The sequence below is a fragment of the Planctomycetota bacterium genome (assembly GCA_016125255.1).
Classification (GTDB): Bacteria; Planctomycetota; Phycisphaerae; order Phycisphaerales; family Zrk34; genus RI-421.
Window position 1 is genome coordinate 45,567 of the sequence record WGMD01000014.1, and the last position, 19,757, is coordinate 65,323.

Sequence of the window (19,757 nt, forward strand, 5' to 3'; positions counted from 1 at the left end):
GAACCCCGGAGGCCTGGGAGCTTCCCGATGACGAGGATTCGAACAACCCATCGCAACCGCGGCATCGTGTCGGTGCTGGCGATGATGTTCATTGTCATCTTCAGCGCGCTGGCCGCGGCGATGGCGATCGTCTCGCAAGGCAACCTGCAGACCGCCAACACGTATCAGCACGTCAACCGCTCGCTGGCGGCGGCGGAGACGGGCATGAAGTGGGCTCAGTATCGCGTGGGCGAGATCGCCGCGTCGATCACGACGCCCAAGGGCGAGATCGACGAGGCCCTTGCCGATCAGATCTGGCCCGTCATGCGCGATCAGATCATCACCGACATGGGCAGCGAACTGCACAGTCTCGAAAACTACACGCTCGTCGGCGATCGTCTGACGCTGGGGCGCATCGCGGTGGACGACTCGCCCAACGCGCCGACGTTTCAGATCGTCATCGAGCGCCATCCGCTGGCCGGCGAAGACTACGGGTCCGACTACTATCAGCGGGCGCCGTACAACGTCGGCGGCGGGGCGAACGTGCTCACCGCCAACGGCGAAGCGGTCAGCGCGACCAATCCGATCTCCAGCGTCTGGGTCCGCCTGCGCAGCGTCGGCACGGATACGGGCTACAGCCGCGCGGTGCAGATGGACTTCCGCCTCGACAAGAAGATCCGCTTCGCCATCTTGAGCCGAAACCGCGTCATGATCGGACGCAACGTCGTCATCAAGGGGTCGATCGGCTCGCGCTTCACGCAGGTGAATCTCAAGAACGGGCATCCGGTGCAGATGCGCGACAACTTCAACGGGCTCGATCCGCAGCTTGATCAGTGGCTCGACGCGCTGGACACCTACCTGGCGGCGCACGACGGCAACGGCGACAACCGCATCAATCTCGCCAGCGACAGCGAGTCGTCGGCGCTCGACGACGCGGCGTCGTACGACGCCAACAAGGACGGATTCGTCGATGCGTACGACATGTTCCTGCTCAAGTACGACACGAACAAGGACGGGAAGCTCTCGGCTTCGGAGTTCACCAACTCGGGGGGCCAGATGGTGGACACGCAGCTTTGGCAGCTCATCAATGAAGTGAAATACCCCGCGGGCACGCAGTTCGACTGGACGAACAACCGCGTGCTGCTGCCGGGGCATTCGGACTGGACCGATGTGGGCAACGACTTCACGTCGATCGACAACGATGACAACTACGCCAAGATCGCCGGCCAGATCATTCTCTCGGCCTCCAAGTCGGCGTGGGAGGCGGGTGCGGCGGGCGGGGAGTATCAGAAATATCTGGAAGGCCCGATCAAGCCGGACCCGAATGATCCGTCGCTGACGTTCGACGCCAGCGACAGCGATCTGTCGAGCTTCGACGCGTCGGACATCGACGTGTCGCAGTATCAGAACAAGGCGACGGGGAGTTTCGCGACGCAGGTGTCGGCGGCGGTGTCGTCGGGCTCGGGCACGCCGCAGTACATCGCCCCCAGCGCCGCGACGATCGAAGCGGTGCCCTACAACTCGCCGCACCCGTATGACTATTACAAGCGGCCGGTCTACAAGAATTACACGTTCACGAACGTGACGATTCCGATGGGGACCAACGCGCTGTTCGTCAACTGCAAGTTCAAGGGCGTGACGTTCGTGCAGACCGAAGCGCACAACAGCGACCCGAACTTCAACTACGCCGGGACGCAGAACGCCGACGGCACGCAGGCCTACGAGAACGTCGTCGTGAACGTCAACGGCACGAACGTGACGGACACGAAGCCGTACGGCAACAATGTGCGCTTTGACGGATGCACGTTCGAGGGCATGGTCGCCTCGACCTCGCCAGAGGCGTTCACGCATGTGCGCAACAAGCTTCAGTTCACGGGCGCGACGGCGTTCAATCTCAACGCGGACGACATTTCGGCGTCGGACAAGAAGTTCTACGAGAAGTCGACGATCATGACGCCGCAGATGTCGGTGGACATGGGCTCGTTCGACGATCCGGCCTCGACGAGCCAGTACGTGCATCTGGACGGGACGATCGTGGCGGGCGTGTTCGACATCCGCGGCAACGCCACGCTCGACGGCTCGATCCTGACGACCTACGAACCCAAGGAAGGCGACGGGGCGCTGGCCAACGGCGGCAACCCCGCCATGTTCAACACGACGATCGGCTACTTCGAGTCCTCCGCCGGCGACGGCGAAGCGGAAGTGCCCGACGGCGGGTACGGCAAGATCATCATCCGATACAACCCCCACCGCGTGCTCCCCGACGGGATCAGCGGCCCGATCGAGATGAGCGCGGACGTCGACACGTACCACGAAGGACGCTGACCATGAACACACGCAACAACACTTCGCAATACGTGCGGCGGATGCGTTCCCGGGCGGCGGGTCTGAGCGTGGTCGAACTGCTGGTGTCGCTGGCGATTTCGGCGTGGCTGCTGGCGGCGGTGATGGTGGCGCTCAACGCGTCGTTCTACGCTTACGCCAGCGCGGCCGAGACGGCCAGCACGCAGTCGTCGAGCCGCCTCGTCGTGCAGCGCCTCATGCAGATGATCCGCAACGGCACGCTTCAGGACGCGTACGATCCGAACGACTCGTCCGTCACGCTCGGTTCGCCGTCGTCGCCGCCGGTGCAGTCGGTGGGGATTCAGATGATCGACGGGCAGGGGCGGCTGGTGAAGATCTGGTGGGTCGTCAACGGGTCGTATCACGATGCGGACCTGGGCGACCTGATGTATCAGGAGGATTCGAGCACGGCGGTGCCGATTCTGGAGCGCGTGCGGATTCAGCGGACGGCGCTGGACGATCCGTATTTGTTTTCACTGGCGAGCCGGCAGTCGGGATTCGGACTGCTGATGAGCCGGGCGACGATTGATTTGACGGTGGAGCCGGGCGCGGACGCGACGCTGGCGCTGGAGTCGACGCAGGGGGCGTCGGCGCCGGTGCGGCTGGTGGCGTCGAGCATGCCGCGTCGGAACATGGAATAAGCCGGACGGACTTTGAGCATGCTCGCGACCCCGCAATGGCGGGGTTTTTTTGTGCGCGGTGCGGGCCGGTTATGACGGATATGACGAGAAGGCGAGGCGGTGAAGGCGGATCGCGACGGTTGGCGAAAGAAATTTTTGGCGACTTTATCGGTGAATTGTAGGTTTTGTCTGTTGGGTCGGATCGCCCGGAGCGTCGGGCGCCGACCCATGGCACGGGCACACGACACACGGCAACGAAAGGATCAGCAAATGGGCTGGACACGTCGCATTCTCACCGCGGGACTCATTCTCTCCGCCACCGCGCTCCATGCGCAGGCGGACAAACTGGAGCTGATGGGCACGCTGCGCGACTTCAAGTCGGGCAAAGTGTCGGGCGGGCACCCGGACTTCGAGAACGACGGCAACGGGTCGTACCCGCTCGTGACGGGCATGGTCAAAGCCACGCTCGGCACCGACGGCGCCCCCGTGCTCAACGTCAATCGCGACCGCGACATCCCCTCCGGCTGGCGCGTCAAGAGCCAGGCGAGCTTCGGCCAGTGGTTCAAGAACGTCGACGGCGTCAACAAGTCGATCCCGCATACCATCACCCTCGAAGACAGCAACGGCAACGGCATCTACCGCTACGAGGCGTCGATCCACAACGGCAAGAGCTTCTTCCCCATCGACGGCAAGCTCTACGGCAACGACGGCAACAACCACAACTTCCACTTCACCTACACCATCCACACCAAGTTCACCTACACCGATCCGACCAAGCGCAGCCCGATGACGTTCAACTTCTCGGGCGACGACGATGTGTGGGTGTTCATCAACAAGAAGCTGGCGGTGGACCTGGGCGGCGTGCACCCGGAAAAGAGCACGAGCGTCAACATCGATTCGCTGGCCAGCCAGCTCGGGCTCGAAGTGGGCAAGACGTATGACTTCGACTTTTTCTACTGCGAGCGGCACACGACGCAGTCGAACATGACCATCGAGACGACGATGCAGTTCCTGCCGCCGCTCTACGACTGATCAAAACAACGGCACCGCTCGGCACGTCGCCGGGCAATGGTTCGACCCGGCCGCGGAGGCGACTCCGCGGCCGTTTTTATTTTGACCGGCCGCGCCCCAGGATGCGTTGCGACACATCCGGGGCGATCTCGTCGGGCGTGATACAATGAAAGCTTGATATTCTGCGCGGATGCGTCATCCGTTTTGACCACGGGGACCGTTTTGGATCGACCCGAAAATCAGCCCGAATCATCGGCCCCCGGAATCCCCGGTTCGCCGCCCGTCGCCAATGGCGCTCCGCCGCCGCCGGCGCCGACCTTGCCCCCGGCCGCACCAACGCCGCCGCCCGTCGCGGCGCCCGGCGTGCGCGTCGCCATGCCCGAGCCGTACAACCGGCTTCGGATGTGGAGCAGTCTGATCATCAGCGTGCTCGTCTGTCTGCCCCCGCTGTTTCTGGAACTGGGCGCGACGGATGTGGGCAACAATGCCGAGTCGGTCGTCCTGCTTTCGAGCCGCGAGACGTGGCAGCGCTATGAGCGCGGCGAGGCGATGGCGTTCATGATCCCCTCCGCCAACGGCGAGTATCAGTTGGACCATCCGCCGATGAGCGTCTGGCTCAACATGCTCGCGTGGTACGACCTGGACCCGGCGACGGTCGATTCGGATGTGCTCGTCTGGCGCGCCCGGCTTGTCTCGGCGGCGATCGCCGTCATGACCCTCATCGCCACCTACTGGGCCGGGATGTCCATCGGCGGCATCCGCACCGCGCGCCTGTCCACGATGGCGCTGGGCACCACGCTGCTGTTCATCTACCAGATGCGTTCCGCCGGGCCCGAATCGCATCTGTTGGGTTGGGTCACGCTCTCGATCGCCGCGGGCTTGTGGGCGATGCGCCCGCTCAAGCCGATCAACTGGGTCGGCCGGCGCGTCAGCGGGTGGCTTTTGGCCGGGCTGGCGCTCGGTGCGGCCGTCCTGACGAGTGGATGGTCCGCGCCGTTTTTCGTGTTGCCGCCGCTCGTCGCCGCCATTCTGCTCACGCCGCTGCGCCGGCTGGGCAACTCGATCGGGCTCTTCTTCGCCGTGGTGCTCGGGCTGATCATCGCCACGCCCTGGTACCTGTACGTCTCCGAGCAGATTCCCGAAGCGGCGGCGCAGCTCTTTGGCCGCATCACCGCGCCGGAGGCGCTGTTCCTGCTGACCTGGTCGCATCTGCGCGTCTTGATCATGCTCTCGCCCTGGCAGGTCTGGCTCCTGGGCGCGATGTGTCAGCCGTTCATCCGCGCCGACTCCGTCCGCCGCCGGCAACTGCTCATCGCATGGTTCTGGTTCGTGCTGATCTTCATCGCCTTCTCGATTCCCGCGGCCCGTCATCCGCGCTATCTCGTCCCCCTCCTGCCCGCCGCCGCGCTGATGATCGGACAGCTCTGGAGCTATCACGCCGACCTGGCCTCGCAGCGTCAGCAGGACCCCGGCGTCAATCTCCTGCGCGTCCCGCACTGGTTGATCATGGGCCTCGTCTCCGTCCTCGGCCCGCTGCTGATCGTCTTCGAACCGCAGCTTGTGGAGCGCGGGTACATCGCGCACATCGAGCTGCCCGCCATTCGCTGGCCCGTCGCACTGGGCCTGGGCTCGACGCTGTTCATCCTCGCGCTGCTGGGCACGCGATGGCACTTCAAATGGCGCCCCCGCCTCGCCGCGTACTGCACGACCGCATGGATGCTCGTCGCCTCCTGCACCGTCATCTGGACCTACGCCCACGACCCCGCCGCGCCCAACACGCACCGCGAGGACGCCGAGCACCTGGCCGCCATGGCCGCCGATCACCAGGTCGTCTACCTCCAGCGCACCGAGCGAGAGCCCGCCCCCGATGAGCCGTTCCTCTTCTACGCCGGCCGAACCATTCAGCCCGTCAAACCCGACCAGCTCCCCGACCTGATCCGCTCCGGCAAACAGGTCTTCGTCATGGCGCACAACGACCCGCAGACCAACGAGCTGATGCAGACCGCCGGCTTCGAACTCGAATTCGAATTCACCACCGACAACACCCCCTGCCGCGTGTATCGCACGATGGAACGCTGACCGGCGCGTGATCAACCCGGGCCGAGGGCGGCCCGGCTCGGACTTGTCCGAGTCCATGAACGACACGCGTCATGCGACTACCTCATGCGGCCCCGTCGAGGCGGGAGATTGAGATGCCCCCGCGGCGAGCGGGGTTTGCGGCCTTTTTGTTTTTGCATCAGGGTGGTGTCGGAGGGCGGAACGCCCTCTGACGCAAGTCATCCGATCTTACAAATCGCCCGATACCCGACAGCCGCCCGACCCGCACTTGGCGCGGCTTCATTGGTCCTGTTGATCCTTCGGAAGCCACGGCTGCTTGGGCACGCGCTCGGGATGATCCACCGCCCAATCCGGCTTGGGAAAGTCCCGCAGCGGGCTGTAGCGCTTGTACGTCTCGAAAATGTTCGGATCATCACCGAGGCGCGGATCGTCGGTCTTTTTCAGATAATCCATGAGCTGGGCCGACAACTTCTCGCGCGCCGCCCGTGCATCCGGATCGGTCGCGAGGTTGTGCAGACAGCCGGGGTCTTTTTCGATGTCGTACAGTTCCTCGCCCGGCCGCTTGTCGACGGACAGATGCAGGAACCTGGCAATGTCCGGCTCGTTCTGCCGCGCGATCATTTCGTCGAGCGTCGGATTCCCGTCGATGTCCGTGTACCCCGATGACTCGGGCTTGAGCTGGCCGTTCTTGTCGATCTGCCGCGGCGCCCCGGCGGGCCAGCGCTCGGGGGTGAAGTTGCGGATGTAAAGATACTTGTCCGTCCGCACGCCGCGCGATGGATAGCCCAAGGAATGCCAGCGCGAAGACGAATGGCGCTCGCGCCCGAAGTACGCCGCGTCGTTGGCGGGGTCGACCTGGCCTTGCTTGTCGCTGGTGAGCACGTTCATGAGACTGTGCCCGACGATCGGATACTGCGTCGGACCGGCGACGCCCGCCGCGTCGAGAATCGTCGCCGTCAGATCCACGAACTGCACCAGGTCGTCCGCCGTCCGCCCGCCCGGCACGCGCTTGGGCCACGCGATCGCCAATGGCTCGTGCACGCCGTATTCGTAGATGTTCGCCTTGGCGCGCGGGAAGGACATGCCGTTGTCGCTGGTGACGATGACGAGCGTGTTGTCCAGTTCGCCCGCCTGCTCGAGCATCGCCAGAATCTTCACCAGATGCTGATCGAACCAGTCGATCTCCACGCAGTAATCGAGAATGTCCCCGCGCACCGTCGGCGTGTCCTGCAAAAACGGCGGCACATCGACCTCCTCCAGTTTCCTCCCCGCCTTCTTCCAACTGTCCCGCTCAAAACCCCGGTGCGGCTCGTGCGCGCCGTACCAGAAACAGAACGGCTGATCCTTGGGCTTCTTCGACAAAAATTCCGCGAAGTTCGCCGCGTAATCCTCCTTCGCGATCCCAGAATACGGCGGCTGATCCTTGTGACCCTCAAACGCCGGCCCCGCCGGATTGCGCGTCCGGCCGCTGACCTTCCAATTCCCCGGCGCCCAACCCTTCCCCGTATACCCCACGAAATACCCCGCTTTTTCCAGCAAATCCGCAAATGTCACATACTTCGTCGAAAACGAACTGGCGTGCGTCCCCGCCTCCTCGATCTGCCAGATCTGCCGCCCCGTCAACAGCGCCGCCCGCGTCGGACTGCACCCCGGCGACGGCGCGAACGCATTGCGGAACAACACCCCCCGCTTCGCCACCGAATCAAACCCCGGCGTGCTCACCGACCGACACCCGCTGATCGACGTGTGCAGCCACGACTGATCATCGCTGATCGCAATGAGAATATTCGGCCGATCCGACGCCCTCGCGCGACCCGCCACAATCCACATCAGCGCGACCGCCCAAATCCATGTCCATCGCATCATGTGCCGCATCCTCGTTCGAAGTGTCCACCCATTCAAACGCGCCGCGCCGCTCATCTATTTCACTTCGTCATCCCCCCGACCTGCCCCAGTGGCTTGAGGTGCGCCATGTCCCGCGCCGCCGGGCGCAGATCGACAAGCTGGCGCTTGGGCGCGGGATGGCGCTCGCTGAGCCACTGACCGATCGCCGTGCGTAATGCCCACAGCGCGACCGGATCGAGCGTGTCATAGTTCACCGTCCCCGCATCCTCATCGGACGTCGCCGAAAAACTCGCCGCTAATTTCAACCGCTCGCGCACCGCTTCGCCGACCGCCCAGCGCGGCACGCCCGTCTGCTGCATGAGCATCGTCAGGTACTCGACATCCTGCTCGCCCCGCCGATAGCTCTTGAGCCGAATGCTCGCGACGGGCCCGTCGATGCCGACCTTCTCACCGGGGTAGAACAGCGACAGCGCATCGTCCTTGTCCCACGATCCCTTGTTCCCGATGACCTGCCACGGCAGCACCCCGTCGCCGCCGCGCGTCCAGGTATCAATGCACCAGCCCGCCGGCTGCACATTCGCCTTCTCCAGAGCGTTCGACGAACCATAGTTGAGCACCACTTCGCCGTTGGCATTTTTGCGATCGATCACTTCGCGTTCGTAGCGTCGGAATCCGCCGCCGATCACGCCGATGTCCAGCACGCCGTCGAGCAGATCGCGCTGCCACTGCGGCCGGGAAATGTCGCAGCGGAACGCCAGCTTCGCATTCCCGCGCACCGGGTCCGCCGCTTCGTGAAACGCCCGGCCGTACCACCGCAAGGCCCAGAAGTCCTGCGTATGCGCCGGCTCGTCGAAGATCCATGGCGCCGAGCACCGCGTCCAGTTCGGGTCCTTGTAGTACACCTTGCCGTTGAGATAGAACTCCAGCAGCGTGTGATCGTAGCCGCGCTCCGCCATGTGCGCCGCGAAGGCGCGCGTCGCCGCCACGAACTGCTGACGGTACGTCGGGGCCAGCGCGTCTTCGATCCAGTACCCGCCCTTGAACGCCGGGTCGATGGCGATCGGCCAATTCTCATTGAGCGGCAGGTAAAACACATCGACCGGCACGCCCTTGCGCGGCAGATCATCGAACGCCGACCCGTCGAGCAGCGCCCCGAACCGCGCATCGAACGGCGAAAGGTCGAACGTCTTCCCGTCCCACTTCCCGATCGGCATCGACACGCTCCCGTTCCAACCATACGGCAGCCGATTCAGACACGTCCGATTGCGATGCGCCATCCGGTAATACGCAACCTCCCGCGGCGGATCGGGCAAACCGTAACAATTCAACTCCGGCACGAACGAGAGCACATCCGGCAGCGTGAAGTCATAAACATGCAGCTCCACCGCGATCTGAAGCGTCTCGCTCCCCGCCGTCAGCGTCAGCTTGCCATGATGCACCCCCGCCGCCGCGCCGTGCGGAACATACACATCCGCCAACACCGCCGCCGAGCGCTGCCCGTCGATCTTCTCGTCCGTCGCCGGGATGCTCACCGCGCCTTTGAGCGGGATCATCGGATCAGGCATCGGCCCGCGCTTCGTGCTCACGTTGCGCAAGCGAAACAACTCCGCCGTCGGCGCGTCATTCCCCGCCTCGTCAAACGCAAGCTGCGCCGCGACGCCGTCCGTCTTGCCGGTGAGCACGATCTGAAACGCCGCGAATTCGTTCCGCGCCGCGTAGAGCCGCACCAGCTTGTCCGCCGCGGACCAGAGATGATTCGCCGCCAAATACGACGCCTCATGATGCGGGACCATCTCGCCCGTGATCGGCTGCACCTTGTCGAGCCCATCGATCACCGCGACTTCGACCCCGCCGATCTTCGGCAGCGGCGCGACCTTCTCAAATGGATTCGGCCCATCCGTCGGCAGTTCGACCGCCTTCCGGTCCGACAGTTTCACCTTCGCCGTCGTCACCGGCCCGACATTGCCCGCCGCGTCGATCGCCCGCACGCCGACCGTTACCATCGCCCCGCCCGTCAGATTCATGTCGCGCAGACGCATCGAAACCGTCTCGCCCGCGCGCCCCGCCATCGGTATCAAATACCGCGGCACGACCATCGCGCGCTCCCATTCAAATGCCCCGTCCTTCGACACGCGCACCTCAAACCCCAGCGTCCCCGCCGGGCCTTTATCCCCCGGCGTGACCCAACGCACCCGCGCCTCGCCCGCCGGGAGTTCGTCGACATTCGATTCAATCTTCTCGATCGCGCCCGGCGCTTCGCCGTCCGCTTCGCCCAGTTCGATCGTGAAATACGGCGATCGCCTCCGGTTCGAATCCTTGCTCCCGATGAACCGGTTCGGAAAACCGTGATGCGTCACCTTGTCCCCGTTCCGCTCGTACTCCGACCCGACGTCGTCGAACACCACGAACCCGTAACTGATCCCCGCCACGCGCGCCGCCACGACGCGCGGGTCCACCGCGATCACCTGCCAGCCGTCCTTATCCGGCCCGGTGGCGTCCGCGAACGCCCAGATCGTGTTCCCCATCCCGTTCATCACCGCCGTCATGTCACTCCCCGGATACGCCCACGGCTTCTCCCCGAGCCGCGCCGCCGCGAAGCATGTGCTGCCCGGTTGCTTCTCGTAACTCGTCGCCGTCCCCTCGACCCATTCGCTCGCCAATGTCGACACCGTCACCCGCCGCTGCACATCCTTCGACTCGCAGTGCACATGCAGCGCCGCCGCCCGAATGACCCGCCCCCGCAGCGGTCCCGGGTCCAGATCGACAATGCTCAGTTCCTGAAAGCTTTTCGTCTTGAGTTTGGGCGCCCCGCCGAGGTTCATCTCCGCCTCGCGCCCGACCGACGAGACCCAGGTATCCCGACTGACCTCCACGCGCATCGGCCCATCCGCCCCGACCGCAACACCACTCGCCAAAACCCCCGCCGCCGCAACCCGCATCCAGTACCGCATGGGCCACCTCCTGATGCACGCAGATTACCACCCGCAACTCCCCGCGCCGATCCACTGTTTCCCACCACGCCGCAAACCCGGGCCGAGGGCGGCCCGGCTCGGACTTGCCCGCGCGGAGGGGCGACACTCGAGTCGGAGCCGGCGTGCTTGTCGTGAGCGTGTCGAACGGCCCTCACGCCGGGCTTTTCTGGGCGGCGCCGGGGTGAAGAAGTGGGCGATTGAAAAACCCATTTGCGCTGCTTCTCCCGCCTTTTGCCGCCTTGTGGGGCGAATCTCAAAAAAACAGTTGTATCGTCGCGGAATATGATGTAGGTTCTTGTAACAATCGCAGTTACGAGGCGTCCCCTTTGGCTGCGCCGCGCCGGTGGTGTTGCCGGGCGACGAGCCTTCAATCATCACGTCATCGTCGTGCGTCACCCTCGAAGGAGAAAACGAGTGCTTTATTGTCTGACCGCATCGAACGCCCGCCGTCATCGAACATCCTTCGCCGCGACGGCGCGCCGTGGGGTGCGTCCGCTGATATTCTTCATCGTGACGGTCGCCGCCGCGGCCTCGCCTCGGGCGACCCAAGCGGATGTCATCGACCTCAATGTCACGCTCGGCCCCGAGTCGACGCACTACACGCCCCATGCCCCCGACCCGGGCGTCTCCAGCGCGATGGTCGCCGCGTCGTCCTTTGACGCCTTATCCGCCCACTTCGCCGACCTGGGCGACACGACCGTCAACGTCCATTTCAACACACCCATCACCGCCGACTTCACCGGCGTCGGCGAGTTCACCATCATCTACGACATCGGTCTGAGCTATAACGTGTCCGGCGCTTTGAACAACAGCGCCCTGTCCGCTTCGTTCCTCAACTTCGTCGGCGACGCCCTGCCCGCGCCCGCCACGCATGATGTCATGCTCGGCGGCCCCGGCTCGACGCAGGTTCGGCTCATTCAGAAGTACGTCCTCGCCGCCGGCACACATTTTTCATTCGATGCCCTGACTCTGTCCTTTGTCGCTCCCGCGAGTTTCATGACCAATTTCCCCGCCGACGGACTCTCGCCCAACATCTACATCACCGGTGCCGAGTACGGCCTGGCCGACCCGATGCAGTTCGTGCACATCACGACCATCCCCGAACCCGCATCAATCTGCATGCTGGGCCTCGGTGCCCTCGTTTTCGTCCGCCGGCGCCGTTGATTCAGCGATTGATCAACCGTCGCCGCCATCGGCGCGCCGTTCATGACATGAACTCAAACGGTGTGGTGCTCTGCGAAATTCAGGTGTCGCAGGTCCGGATCGGCATCGCTAATCGTCCCGCAACAGCACATGAACATTCTGCGGATTGGCGACCTTCCGGGTCACCTGATAGCCGCGGAACCAATCGATCTGAACCGCGGTGATATCGTCGAGTGAGTAAAGTGTTGACTGATCGATTGGATGCATTTGGGAATCAAAAAGAGTCACGCTGTAATTGATGCGCCCTGCATGAATCCGCTCAAAGGCAAGTCGCTCTTCGCGGGCATTGCGTGCGCCGGACGTCGCGACGATCAGGCGGGCGATCTGAACATCATCATAAAACTACACCGCCACCAGAAGGGTGAGGGCGCAACCAATCGCCAAACCGCACCAGGTTCGTCGACGCTTCATATCCCATGGTATGTCTACACCCGGGCCGAGGGCGGCCCGGCTCGGACTTGCTCAAGGAAACGAGCGACACTCGATCGGCGCGCAATGAAAAACCCGGAGACTGAATCTCCGGGTTTGAGTCAAATTGACTGTTACGAGGCGAGCGTCGACTTAGGCCTTGCGCCGGCGGAGCAGGCCGATCGACATCATTGCGCCGATCATCGCCGCCGTCGTCGGCTCGGGCACGTCCGAAACATCGGCGTTGATCCGCACGCCGTTGGAGACGAACGACGAATTCCAATTGGCGCCGCCGTTGGTCGAGACCTCGAAGCCGTCGAACGTCACACCCGTCGCCGTTGGCGTAACGAGCGGGTTAAAGCTGCTCCAAAGAATACCGCTATCCACGTTCGGGCCGGTCAGCACGAACCAGTAGGACGTATTGGCCAGCAGTGTGAAGCCGCCGGCAATGGTGAACGTGCGGATCGCTGCCGGGTCGCTGTCGGGAATGCTCACGGGCGTGAATGCGGCAAGCGGCGCTCCCGGTGCCCCGGACACGCTCGAAAAGATGCCGCCGGTGACGTCGCCGCCGACGTTGGGTGACTGCCCGGCCGCGGTGTTGCTCGAAATGAGCGCTTCAAGGGACGTGAACGCCAGCGCCGAGCCGCCCGTGGTCAGGCCCACCGCCTTCAAAACCGTCGACTGTCCATCGACGCCGATCTGTGTTCCACTGGCTTCCGTTCCCGGCAGGTTGCTGAGGATCACCACCGCCCGAGCCGACGCACTTCCCATCGCCAGCGCGATCGCCGCGATGACCATGAATACCGACGATTTGATTGACGACATCGATCATTCCCTTTCTGATTTGAACATGCGCGCAGGTCGCCCGACCTGGCCAACCGCGCCACGACAGCGCCGCTCCACACAAGCGGCGCGCAGCAAATTAACGACGCCAGATCGTGCAATCACCGTGCCGAAAAACCACCGATTGCCGGCATCGCCCCGCATCGGCGTCCATGGCGCAATGGATCATTGCCCCTGCAACGACTTAGATAGGCAACTTTTTTTCTTATCCCGCCCCGCGCTTCGAATTTGCAATGCCCGTCGCCCCGAATTCCGTACCATGCTGGCAGCGCCCTCGCCCATTCGCCGGAGCCGAACTGGCACAAAACTCTTCGTGTGGATGAACCGCCTTGTCGCGATGGACGGTCGAATTCCGGGCCGGGGGCGGCCCGGCTCGGACTTGCCCGAGTGGAGTGCGACATTCGACAGGCGCGGGGAGACGGAAGGCGTATGAAAAGCCGGTTTTGACGAGCCGCGACCGTCAGGGAGCGGTCAGCGCAGCGCCGATTGTCTCATGCTTTGACCGCTCCCTCACGGTCGCGGCTCGTCAAACTCCGCCTTCTCGCGCACGTTCTTATCGATCGGAGATTGAGACGTCGATTTCGCCTTCGGGGGTGAGGGTGATGGCGTAGCGCTTGCCGGTGGGGAGTTTGGTGTCGGGGGTGAGGAGTTTGGTGGCGTCGCCTTGTTTGAGTTCGATGGTATGGACGAGGGTGTCGGCGTTGCCGACGATGAGGGAGACGGTCTGGCCGGGCGGGAGGTCGTCGATCCGGGCGTTACTGGAGGAGCCGGGCGAGGGGGCGAAGGTGACGTTGACGGAGCAGGGCTGGCTGGATTTGTTTTCGAGCGTGACTTCCCATTCGGATTTGCTCTGGCAGGCGACGAGCGACAGGGCCAGGCACGCAAACAGCGCGGCGGGGCGGGCGGCGGGGAACATGGGGGGTGCTCCGTGTGGCGGGGTCCAGTCATTATAAATTCGCCGGCGGCGCGGCGGTGACGAAAAAGCGAGAAGCGAAGGCGGGGATTCGGTCAGATTTCGCACAGCGATGGCGCGACGGGCGCACGGGGAGGACGCCAACGCGCGCCCGGTGCGCGCGGGGCGGGTGTAAGTCGTTGATTTGCGTCGCATGGATGTGTCGCACGGGGCTCGGCGGTGCGCACGGCCGGGCGGGTGCGCGCGGGGCGGCGGAAGTGTGCGCGAAAAGCGGGGAAATCAGAGCGGGAACGGGGGGCGCACGGGGGCGGCGAGAATCGGAATGGGGGTTGCACGGGTGCGCCCGCCTCGCTGAAGCGAGGCGGGCCGGGGATGGGGGTCAGAGGTGGGACTCGACCCATTGCCATTGGGCGCGGAGGCCATCGTCGAGGGCGGTGGCGGGTGCGTAGCCGAGGGTGGTGTGGGAGTGGGTGACGTCGGCGTAGGTGACCTGCACGTCGCCGGTCTGCATGGGACGTCGGGCGATGATGGCTTTGCGGCCGACGACGCGCTCGATGGATTCGATCAGGTGGGCGAGGGTGACGGGGTGATGGGAGCCGAGGTTGAAGATGTCGAATTCGTTGCAGTGAGCGAGGGCGCGGCAGACGCCGTCGACGATGTCGGCGACGTAGGTGTAGTCGCGTTGGGTGGAGCCATCGCCGAAGACGGGGATGGGTTTTCCGGCGGCGATGAGTCGCATGAATTTATGGATGGCCAGGTCCGGTCGCTGGCGGGGGCCGAACACGGTGAAGAACCGGAGGCAGACGACGGGAAGCTGGTAGGCGTGCCAGTAGGTGTAGGCGAGGAGTTCGCCGGCACGTTTGGTCATGGCGTAGGGGGAGATGGGATGATCGACGCGGTCGGTCTCGGCGAAGGCCCCGCCGTCGGGGCGATTGCCGTAGACGCTGGAGCTGGACCCGAAGAGGAACCGGGCGACGCCATGTTTTCGGGCGGCTTCGAGGAGGTTGGCGGTGCCGGTGACGTTCACATCGTTGTAGAGGGCCGGTTGCTCGAGACTGGGGCGGACGCCGGCGAGGGCGGCGAGGTGGATGACGGCTTCGAACTGGCCGTTGGCGAAGGCGGCGTCGACGGCGGCGGCGTCCCGGATATCGGCCTCGATGAGCTCGAATCGGCCGGTCGCGCGGGCGCCTTCGATATTGCGGCGTTTGACGGCCGGGTCGTAGGTGTCGGTGAAACTGTCGAAGCCGACCACGCCATGTCCGTCCGCCAGCAGGCGTTCGGTGAGGTGCGAGCCGATGAACCCGGCGGCGCCGGTCACGAGAATCTGCATATGGAATCGTCCGTCCTGTTAAGCTAAAGTCACTGCCTGATGCCTCCCTCCGCCGATCAATCCGAACAGCATACCGCAAAATCCGCGGTCGAGCTTTCCATTATCGCCCCGGCCCACAACGAGCAGGACAACATCGCCGGGCTCGTCGCCGATGTTCAAACGGCGATGGCGGGCACGGGCATTTCGTTCGAGTTCATCATCGTCAACGACGGCTCGACCGACGCCACGGCCGCGCGTCTGGACGAGCAGCGGGCGATGCATCCGTGGCTGCGCGTCTTCCGCATGCTGCACACGCCGCAAGGCAAAGGCAACGGCCAGTCGGCGGCGTTCTACGCCGGGATCCGCCAGGCCCGCGGATCGCTGATCGCGCTGCTCGATGCGGATCGGCAGAACGACCCGGCGGACATCCCGCTGATGATCGGGCTGATGCGCGAGCATGGGGCGGACATGGTGCAGGGCGATCGCTCGGCCAACCGGGCCGACACGTTTTCCCGCCGGTTTTCGAGCTGGGTCGGCCGCACGTTCCGCGCCACGCTCCTCGGCGACAACATCAAGGACACCGGCTGCTCGCTGCGCGTGTTCAAGCGCGAGCTGGGCCTGCTGCTGCCCTTGCAATACCGCGGCATGCACCGGTTCATTCCGGTGTACAGCCGGCGGCTGGGGTACACGGTCATCGAGATGAGCGTGCGTCATCGCCCGCGCGTCGCCGGGGAGGCGAAGTACGGCATGTGGAACCGCGCCCTGCCGGGGCTGCGCGATCTGTTCGTCGTGCGATGGATGCGCAACCGGCTCCGCCCCGTCGACTGCGAAGAAATCGAATGATCCCCGCCATCGCAAGATCAACCCGTCGTGCCCGCTGGTTCATGCTCGTGGTCGTGACGCTCCTGTCGCTCGTCAGCGTCGCGCATGCCGATGAAATGAAGGGCACCATCAAGGTCAAGCTCAAGGGCGCCGACACGACCGTCAACATCGTGCAGAACCAGGACGGCACGCACAGCTTCGTGCTTCAGACCGGCAATGGCGAAGAGCGGCTTTCCCCCGAGGATTTCGCACATCGCGTCTTCGACGAGCAGACGAGCCGCGGGTGGTTTCAGAAGCTCTTCAACATCACCTCGCCGATGGGCATTCTCTGGGTGAGCATCGGCATCATCGGACAGCTTCTATTCACCGGGCGGATGATCGTGCAGTGGATCAGCTCGGAAAAGAGCCGAAAATCCGTGGTTCCCCCGGCGTTCTGGTGGATGAGTCTGATCGGCGCGACGATGCTGATGATCTACTTCGTCTGGCGCAAGGACATCGTCGGCGTCGCGGGGCAGGGCACCGGCTGGTTCATCTACGTCCGCAACATCTATTTCATTCATCTCTCGAAAAAGAGCCCGCCCATCACCGAAGACCCCGCCCCGCAGGCGGAGCTGGACGCATGAAAAGACCCACGCTTCAAAAGCGTGGGCTTCTTCAAACCATCGGAACAGGTTTCGTGTCACGCCACGGCGCTGGTCGCGCGCTGGAAGCGGACGCGCTTGAGTTTGTTGGCGCAGTTGAGCGCGGCCACCTTGTAGCACTCGGCGAGCGTGGGGTAGTTGAAGATCGTGGTGAGGAAGTAGTCCAGGCCGCCGCCGAGGGCGAGGACGGCCTGCCCGACGTGGACGAGTTCCGTCGCGCCGGTGCCGATGCAGTGGATGCCCAGAAGCTGGCGCGTGTCGCGGTGGAAGATCATCTTGAACATGCCCGTGTCGTCGCCGAGGATCTGACCGCGTGCGATTTCACGGTAGCGGGCGATGCCGGTTTCGTAGGGGACCTTCTTCTCGGTCAGCTCCTGCTCGGTCGCGCCGACCATGGAGATTTCGGGAATGGCGTAGATGCCGAAGGGGAAGTGCTCGCTCATCTTCGTCGCCGGGGCGCCGAACATGTGGCAGGCCGCGAGCCGGCCCTGCTCGGCGCTGGTGGCGGCGAGGGAGGGGAAGCCGATCACGTCGCCGGCCGCGAAAATATGCGCCGCCTCCGTGCGGAAATGCTCATCGACCTTGAGCCGGCCGCGCGGGTCGGCCTTGAGTCCCGCCGCCTCGACGTTCAGAAGATCGCTGCATCCCTGCCGGCCCGCCGAGTAGAGCACCACGTCCGCGACGATGTGCTTGCCCGACGCCAGTTCGATCATGCCCTGCGGCTCCGGGTTGTAGACGATGTCCAGCGAGTCCACCGCTTCGCCGAGCCGGAAGGTGATCTCGGCCCGGCGCATCTGGTAGATCAGCTCATCGACGATTTCATGATCGAGGAACTCCAGCGGGCGCGGCCGCTGATCGATCACGGTGACTTCGACGCCCAGCGCGGCGAACATCGTGGCGTACTCGACGCCGATCACGCCCGCGCCGACGACCGCCATCGTCTGAGGCAGTCGATCGAGACTCAATACGTCATCGGAAGTGATGATGGTCTTGCCGTCGGGTTTGACGCCGCGCGGCTCGGCGGGACGCGTGCCCACCGCCACGAGGAAATTCGCCGAGGTCATCGTCCGCACGCCCTCTTCCGTCACGACCTCGATCGTGTGCGGCCCGGTGAACTGCGCGGCGCCGAAGATCACGGCGATGTTGTTGCGCTGAAGCTGTTGAATCTGAATGTGCGTCTCGCGGTCGATGACGTCCGTCACCCGCGACAGCAGCCGATCGATCGTCGGCCGATTGTGCGGCGAGAAGCCGGTGGCGTTGTCGAGACTCATCGCCCCGGCGTAATTGCGCACCGCTTCGCGGAGCGTCTTGGAGGGGATCGTGCCGGTTTCGAGACACACGCCGCCGACGACGCGCCGCTTCTCGATGAGCGCGACTTTCTTGCCGAGCTTGGCCGCCTGCACCGCGGCGCGCTGACCGGCGGGGCCCGAACCGATGCAGATCAGATCGTAGTCAAAATGTTCGGTGTCGCTCACAGCCGGACCTCCTCGTGCAGTAAGTAGTAACTCCGATCTCATCGGCACAATCGAGCGATGAATGAAGAGGCCGGCGGGGTCCAAATAAAAGGCGGGGGGACTTAAGTCCCCCCGCCTCGGGAAAACAAGGGTGATCGCGGGTTTACTCGTGCAGCGCGGCGGACTGTTCGCCTTCGTGGGGGTTTTTGACTTCCCAGGTGTCGCCGGAGTAGAGGAGCTTCTTGAGGTCGCCTTCGCCGCGGGCGCTGATGGCGGCTTTGACCTGATCTTCGAGCAGGTCCTCGTAGCATTCGTCGGGCTGGGCGTAGAAGACGCCCATCGGCTCGGGGAAGTCGGGGCGCATCAGGCGGCTGAGCAGGAAGGCGTGACGCTCGTCGTTCTCGTCATGGAAGAGCAGATCGTCTTCCTTGATGCCCTTGCCGATCTCGACGATTTCGGGCTTGCCGTCCATGGTCAGACGAATGCCCTTGTTGCGATCCTTGCCGAAGATCAGCGGCTTGCCGTGCTCGAGGCGGACGAGAGCGTCCTCCTTCGTGTCCTTGTCGGTGGCGTACTGGAAGGCAAAGTGATTGAACACGTTGCAGTCCTGATAGATTTCGACGAACGACGTGCCGCGATGAGAGGCGGCGCGCTCCAGCACGTCGCCCAGATTCTTGTCCACATCGATCGCCCGCGCGACGAAGCTCGCCTCCGCGGCGATGGCCAGACTGATCGGGCTGATGGGCATGTCGATCGACCCCATCGGACTGGACTTGGTCTTCTTGCCTTCTTCGGAGGTCGGCGAGTACTGGCCCTTCGTCAGACCGTAGATGCGGTTGTTGAAGAGCATGATGTTGATGTTGACGTTGCGGCGGAGGGCATGGATCAGATGGTTGCCGCCGATGGACAGGCCGTCGCCGTCGCCGGTGACGAGCCAGACGTCCAGTTCGGGGTTGGCGATCTTGACGCCGGTGGCGAAGGCCGGGGCGCGCCCGTGGATGGAGTGCATCCCGTAGGTGTCGACGTAGTAGGGGAAGCGGCTCGAGCAGCCGATGCCGGCGACGAAGACCGTCTTCTCCTTGCGGGCGCCGATCTTGGCGAGCACCTTCTTGACCTGATTGAGAATCGCATAGTCACCGCAGCCGGGGCACCAGCGCACATCCTGATCGGAGGCGAAGTCCTTGGCGGTCAGTACGGTCAGGGCAACATCTTCTTGAGTGGCCATCTGTCTAATTTCCTGCCTTTGGGCGGAAAGAGGTCAGCGATCAGGTGTCAGCGGTCAGCCAGCAATGCGGTCTCTTGTGTTTTCAAAGCTGAATGCTGAAAGCTGACACCT

At 64.1% G+C, this 19,757-nt stretch carries 15 protein-coding genes; 8 read left to right on the forward strand and 7 right to left on the reverse strand.

All coding sequences use genetic code 11. The features are described from left to right. The first annotated feature begins 27 nt into the window (after nucleotides 1-27). From GC162_12215 to GC162_12235, 5 genes are all read left to right on the forward strand, one after another. Complete coding sequence (locus GC162_12215) at nucleotides 28-2,304, forward strand: hypothetical protein (protein ID MBI1369404.1); 2,277 nt, start codon at nucleotides 28-30, stop codon at nucleotides 2,302-2,304. Nucleotides 2,305-2,306: 2 nt separating this feature from the next. After that, a complete protein-coding gene (locus GC162_12220) occupies nucleotides 2,307-2,963 on the forward strand; it encodes a hypothetical protein (GenBank protein ID MBI1369405.1) in 657 nt (218 codons plus the stop codon). A gap of 207 nt (nucleotides 2,964-3,170) precedes the next feature. After that, a complete protein-coding gene (locus GC162_12225) occupies nucleotides 3,171-3,974 on the forward strand; it encodes a fibro-slime domain-containing protein (protein MBI1369406.1) in 804 nt (267 codons plus the stop codon). A gap of 205 nt (nucleotides 3,975-4,179) precedes the next feature. Then, nucleotides 4,180-4,371: a hypothetical protein gene (locus GC162_12230; GenBank protein MBI1369407.1), complete on the forward strand. Its 192-nt coding sequence runs from the start codon at nucleotides 4,180-4,182 to the stop codon at nucleotides 4,369-4,371. Beyond that, a complete protein-coding gene (locus tag GC162_12235; protein ID MBI1369408.1) occupies nucleotides 4,356-6,032 on the forward strand; it encodes a hypothetical protein in 1,677 nt (558 codons plus the stop codon). The genes GC162_12230 and GC162_12235 overlap by 16 nt, the downstream gene beginning before the upstream one ends. 258 nt (nucleotides 6,033-6,290) lie before the next feature. Here the strand turns inward: GC162_12235 and GC162_12240 are convergent, their stop codons facing one another. Together GC162_12240 and GC162_12245 are read right to left on the reverse strand one after the other, a co-directional pair. Beyond that, on the reverse strand, nucleotides 6,291-7,874 hold the full coding sequence (locus GC162_12240; protein MBI1369409.1) for a sulfatase-like hydrolase/transferase: 1,584 nt from the start codon (nucleotides 7,872-7,874) through the stop codon (nucleotides 6,291-6,293). Between the two features lie 62 nt (nucleotides 7,875-7,936). Continuing rightward, the gene (locus GC162_12245; protein MBI1369410.1) at nucleotides 7,937-10,807 is read right to left on the reverse strand and encodes a DUF4091 domain-containing protein; all 2,871 of its coding nucleotides are present in this window, start codon (nucleotides 10,805-10,807) and stop codon (nucleotides 7,937-7,939) included. A 507-nt stretch (nucleotides 10,808-11,314) separates the two neighbouring features. On the opposite strand from GC162_12245, the gene GC162_12250 reads away from it, so the two are divergent. Beyond that, complete coding sequence (locus GC162_12250) at nucleotides 11,315-11,992, forward strand: PEP-CTERM sorting domain-containing protein (GenBank protein ID MBI1369411.1); 678 nt, start codon at nucleotides 11,315-11,317, stop codon at nucleotides 11,990-11,992. Nucleotides 11,993-12,592: 600 nt separating this feature from the next. Here the strand turns inward: GC162_12250 and GC162_12255 are convergent. The 3 genes from GC162_12255 to GC162_12265 all read right to left on the reverse strand — a co-directional run bounded on the left by GC162_12255 (nucleotide 12,593) and on the right by GC162_12265 (nucleotide 15,525). Then, nucleotides 12,593-13,264, reverse strand: coding sequence for a PEP-CTERM sorting domain-containing protein (locus tag GC162_12255; GenBank protein ID MBI1369412.1), 672 nt, complete (start codon nucleotides 13,262-13,264; stop codon nucleotides 12,593-12,595). A 571-nt stretch (nucleotides 13,265-13,835) separates the two neighbouring features. Continuing rightward, nucleotides 13,836-14,198, reverse strand: coding sequence for a hypothetical protein (locus GC162_12260; protein ID MBI1369413.1), 363 nt, complete (start codon nucleotides 14,196-14,198; stop codon nucleotides 13,836-13,838). Nucleotides 14,199-14,574: 376 nt separating this feature from the next. After that, a complete protein-coding gene (locus tag GC162_12265; protein MBI1369414.1) occupies nucleotides 14,575-15,525 on the reverse strand; it encodes an NAD-dependent epimerase/dehydratase family protein in 951 nt (316 codons plus the stop codon). Nucleotides 15,526-15,564: 39 nt separating this feature from the next. On the opposite strand from GC162_12265, the gene GC162_12270 reads away from it, so the two are divergent. Further along, nucleotides 15,565-16,347: a glycosyltransferase gene (locus tag GC162_12270; protein ID MBI1369415.1), complete on the forward strand. Its 783-nt coding sequence runs from the start codon at nucleotides 15,565-15,567 to the stop codon at nucleotides 16,345-16,347. Nucleotides 16,348-16,643: 296 nt separating this feature from the next. Then, a complete protein-coding gene (locus tag GC162_12275; protein ID MBI1369416.1) occupies nucleotides 16,644-16,949 on the forward strand; it encodes a hypothetical protein in 306 nt (101 codons plus the stop codon). A gap of 56 nt (nucleotides 16,950-17,005) precedes the next feature. On the opposite strand, the gene GC162_12280 is transcribed toward GC162_12275, so the two are convergent. Beyond that, nucleotides 17,006-18,484: a Si-specific NAD(P)(+) transhydrogenase gene (locus GC162_12280; protein MBI1369417.1), complete on the reverse strand. Its 1,479-nt coding sequence runs from the start codon at nucleotides 18,482-18,484 to the stop codon at nucleotides 17,006-17,008. A 100-nt stretch (nucleotides 18,485-18,584) separates the two neighbouring features. Further along, nucleotides 18,585-19,646: a 2-oxoacid:ferredoxin oxidoreductase subunit beta gene (locus GC162_12285; protein ID MBI1369418.1), complete on the reverse strand. Its 1,062-nt coding sequence runs from the start codon at nucleotides 19,644-19,646 to the stop codon at nucleotides 18,585-18,587. Nucleotides 19,647-19,757: the final 111 nt, after the last annotated feature.

Coding starts and splice junctions, on each gene's coding strand:
- GC162_12215 (MBI1369404.1), top strand. CDS start 28: ATGACGAGGATTCGAACAACCCATCGCAACCGCGGCATCGTGTCGGTG.
- GC162_12220 (MBI1369405.1), top strand. CDS start 2,307: ATGAACACACGCAACAACACTTCGCAATACGTGCGGCGGATGCGTTCC.
- GC162_12225 (MBI1369406.1), top strand. CDS start 3,171: ATGGCACGGGCACACGACACACGGCAACGAAAGGATCAGCAAATGGGC.
- GC162_12235 (MBI1369408.1), top strand. CDS start 4,356: ATGTGGAGCAGTCTGATCATCAGCGTGCTCGTCTGTCTGCCCCCGCTG.
- GC162_12240 (MBI1369409.1), bottom strand. CDS start 7,874: ATGCGATGGACATGGATTTGGGCGGTCGCGCTGATGTGGATTGTGGCG.
- GC162_12245 (MBI1369410.1), bottom strand. CDS start 10,807: ATGCGGTACTGGATGCGGGTTGCGGCGGCGGGGGTTTTGGCGAGTGGT.
- GC162_12255 (MBI1369412.1), bottom strand. CDS start 13,264: ATGTCGTCAATCAAATCGTCGGTATTCATGGTCATCGCGGCGATCGCG.
- GC162_12260 (MBI1369413.1), bottom strand. CDS start 14,198: ATGTTCCCCGCCGCCCGCCCCGCCGCGCTGTTTGCGTGCCTGGCCCTG.
- GC162_12265 (MBI1369414.1), bottom strand. CDS start 15,525: ATGCAGATTCTCGTGACCGGCGCCGCCGGGTTCATCGGCTCGCACCTC.
- GC162_12270 (MBI1369415.1), top strand. CDS start 15,565: ATGCCTCCCTCCGCCGATCAATCCGAACAGCATACCGCAAAATCCGCG.
- GC162_12275 (MBI1369416.1), top strand. CDS start 16,644: ATGGGCATTCTCTGGGTGAGCATCGGCATCATCGGACAGCTTCTATTC.
- GC162_12280 (MBI1369417.1), bottom strand. CDS start 18,484: ATGAGATCGGAGTTACTACTTACTGCACGAGGAGGTCCGGCTGTGAGC.
- GC162_12285 (MBI1369418.1), bottom strand. CDS start 19,646: ATGGCCACTCAAGAAGATGTTGCCCTGACCGTACTGACCGCCAAGGAC.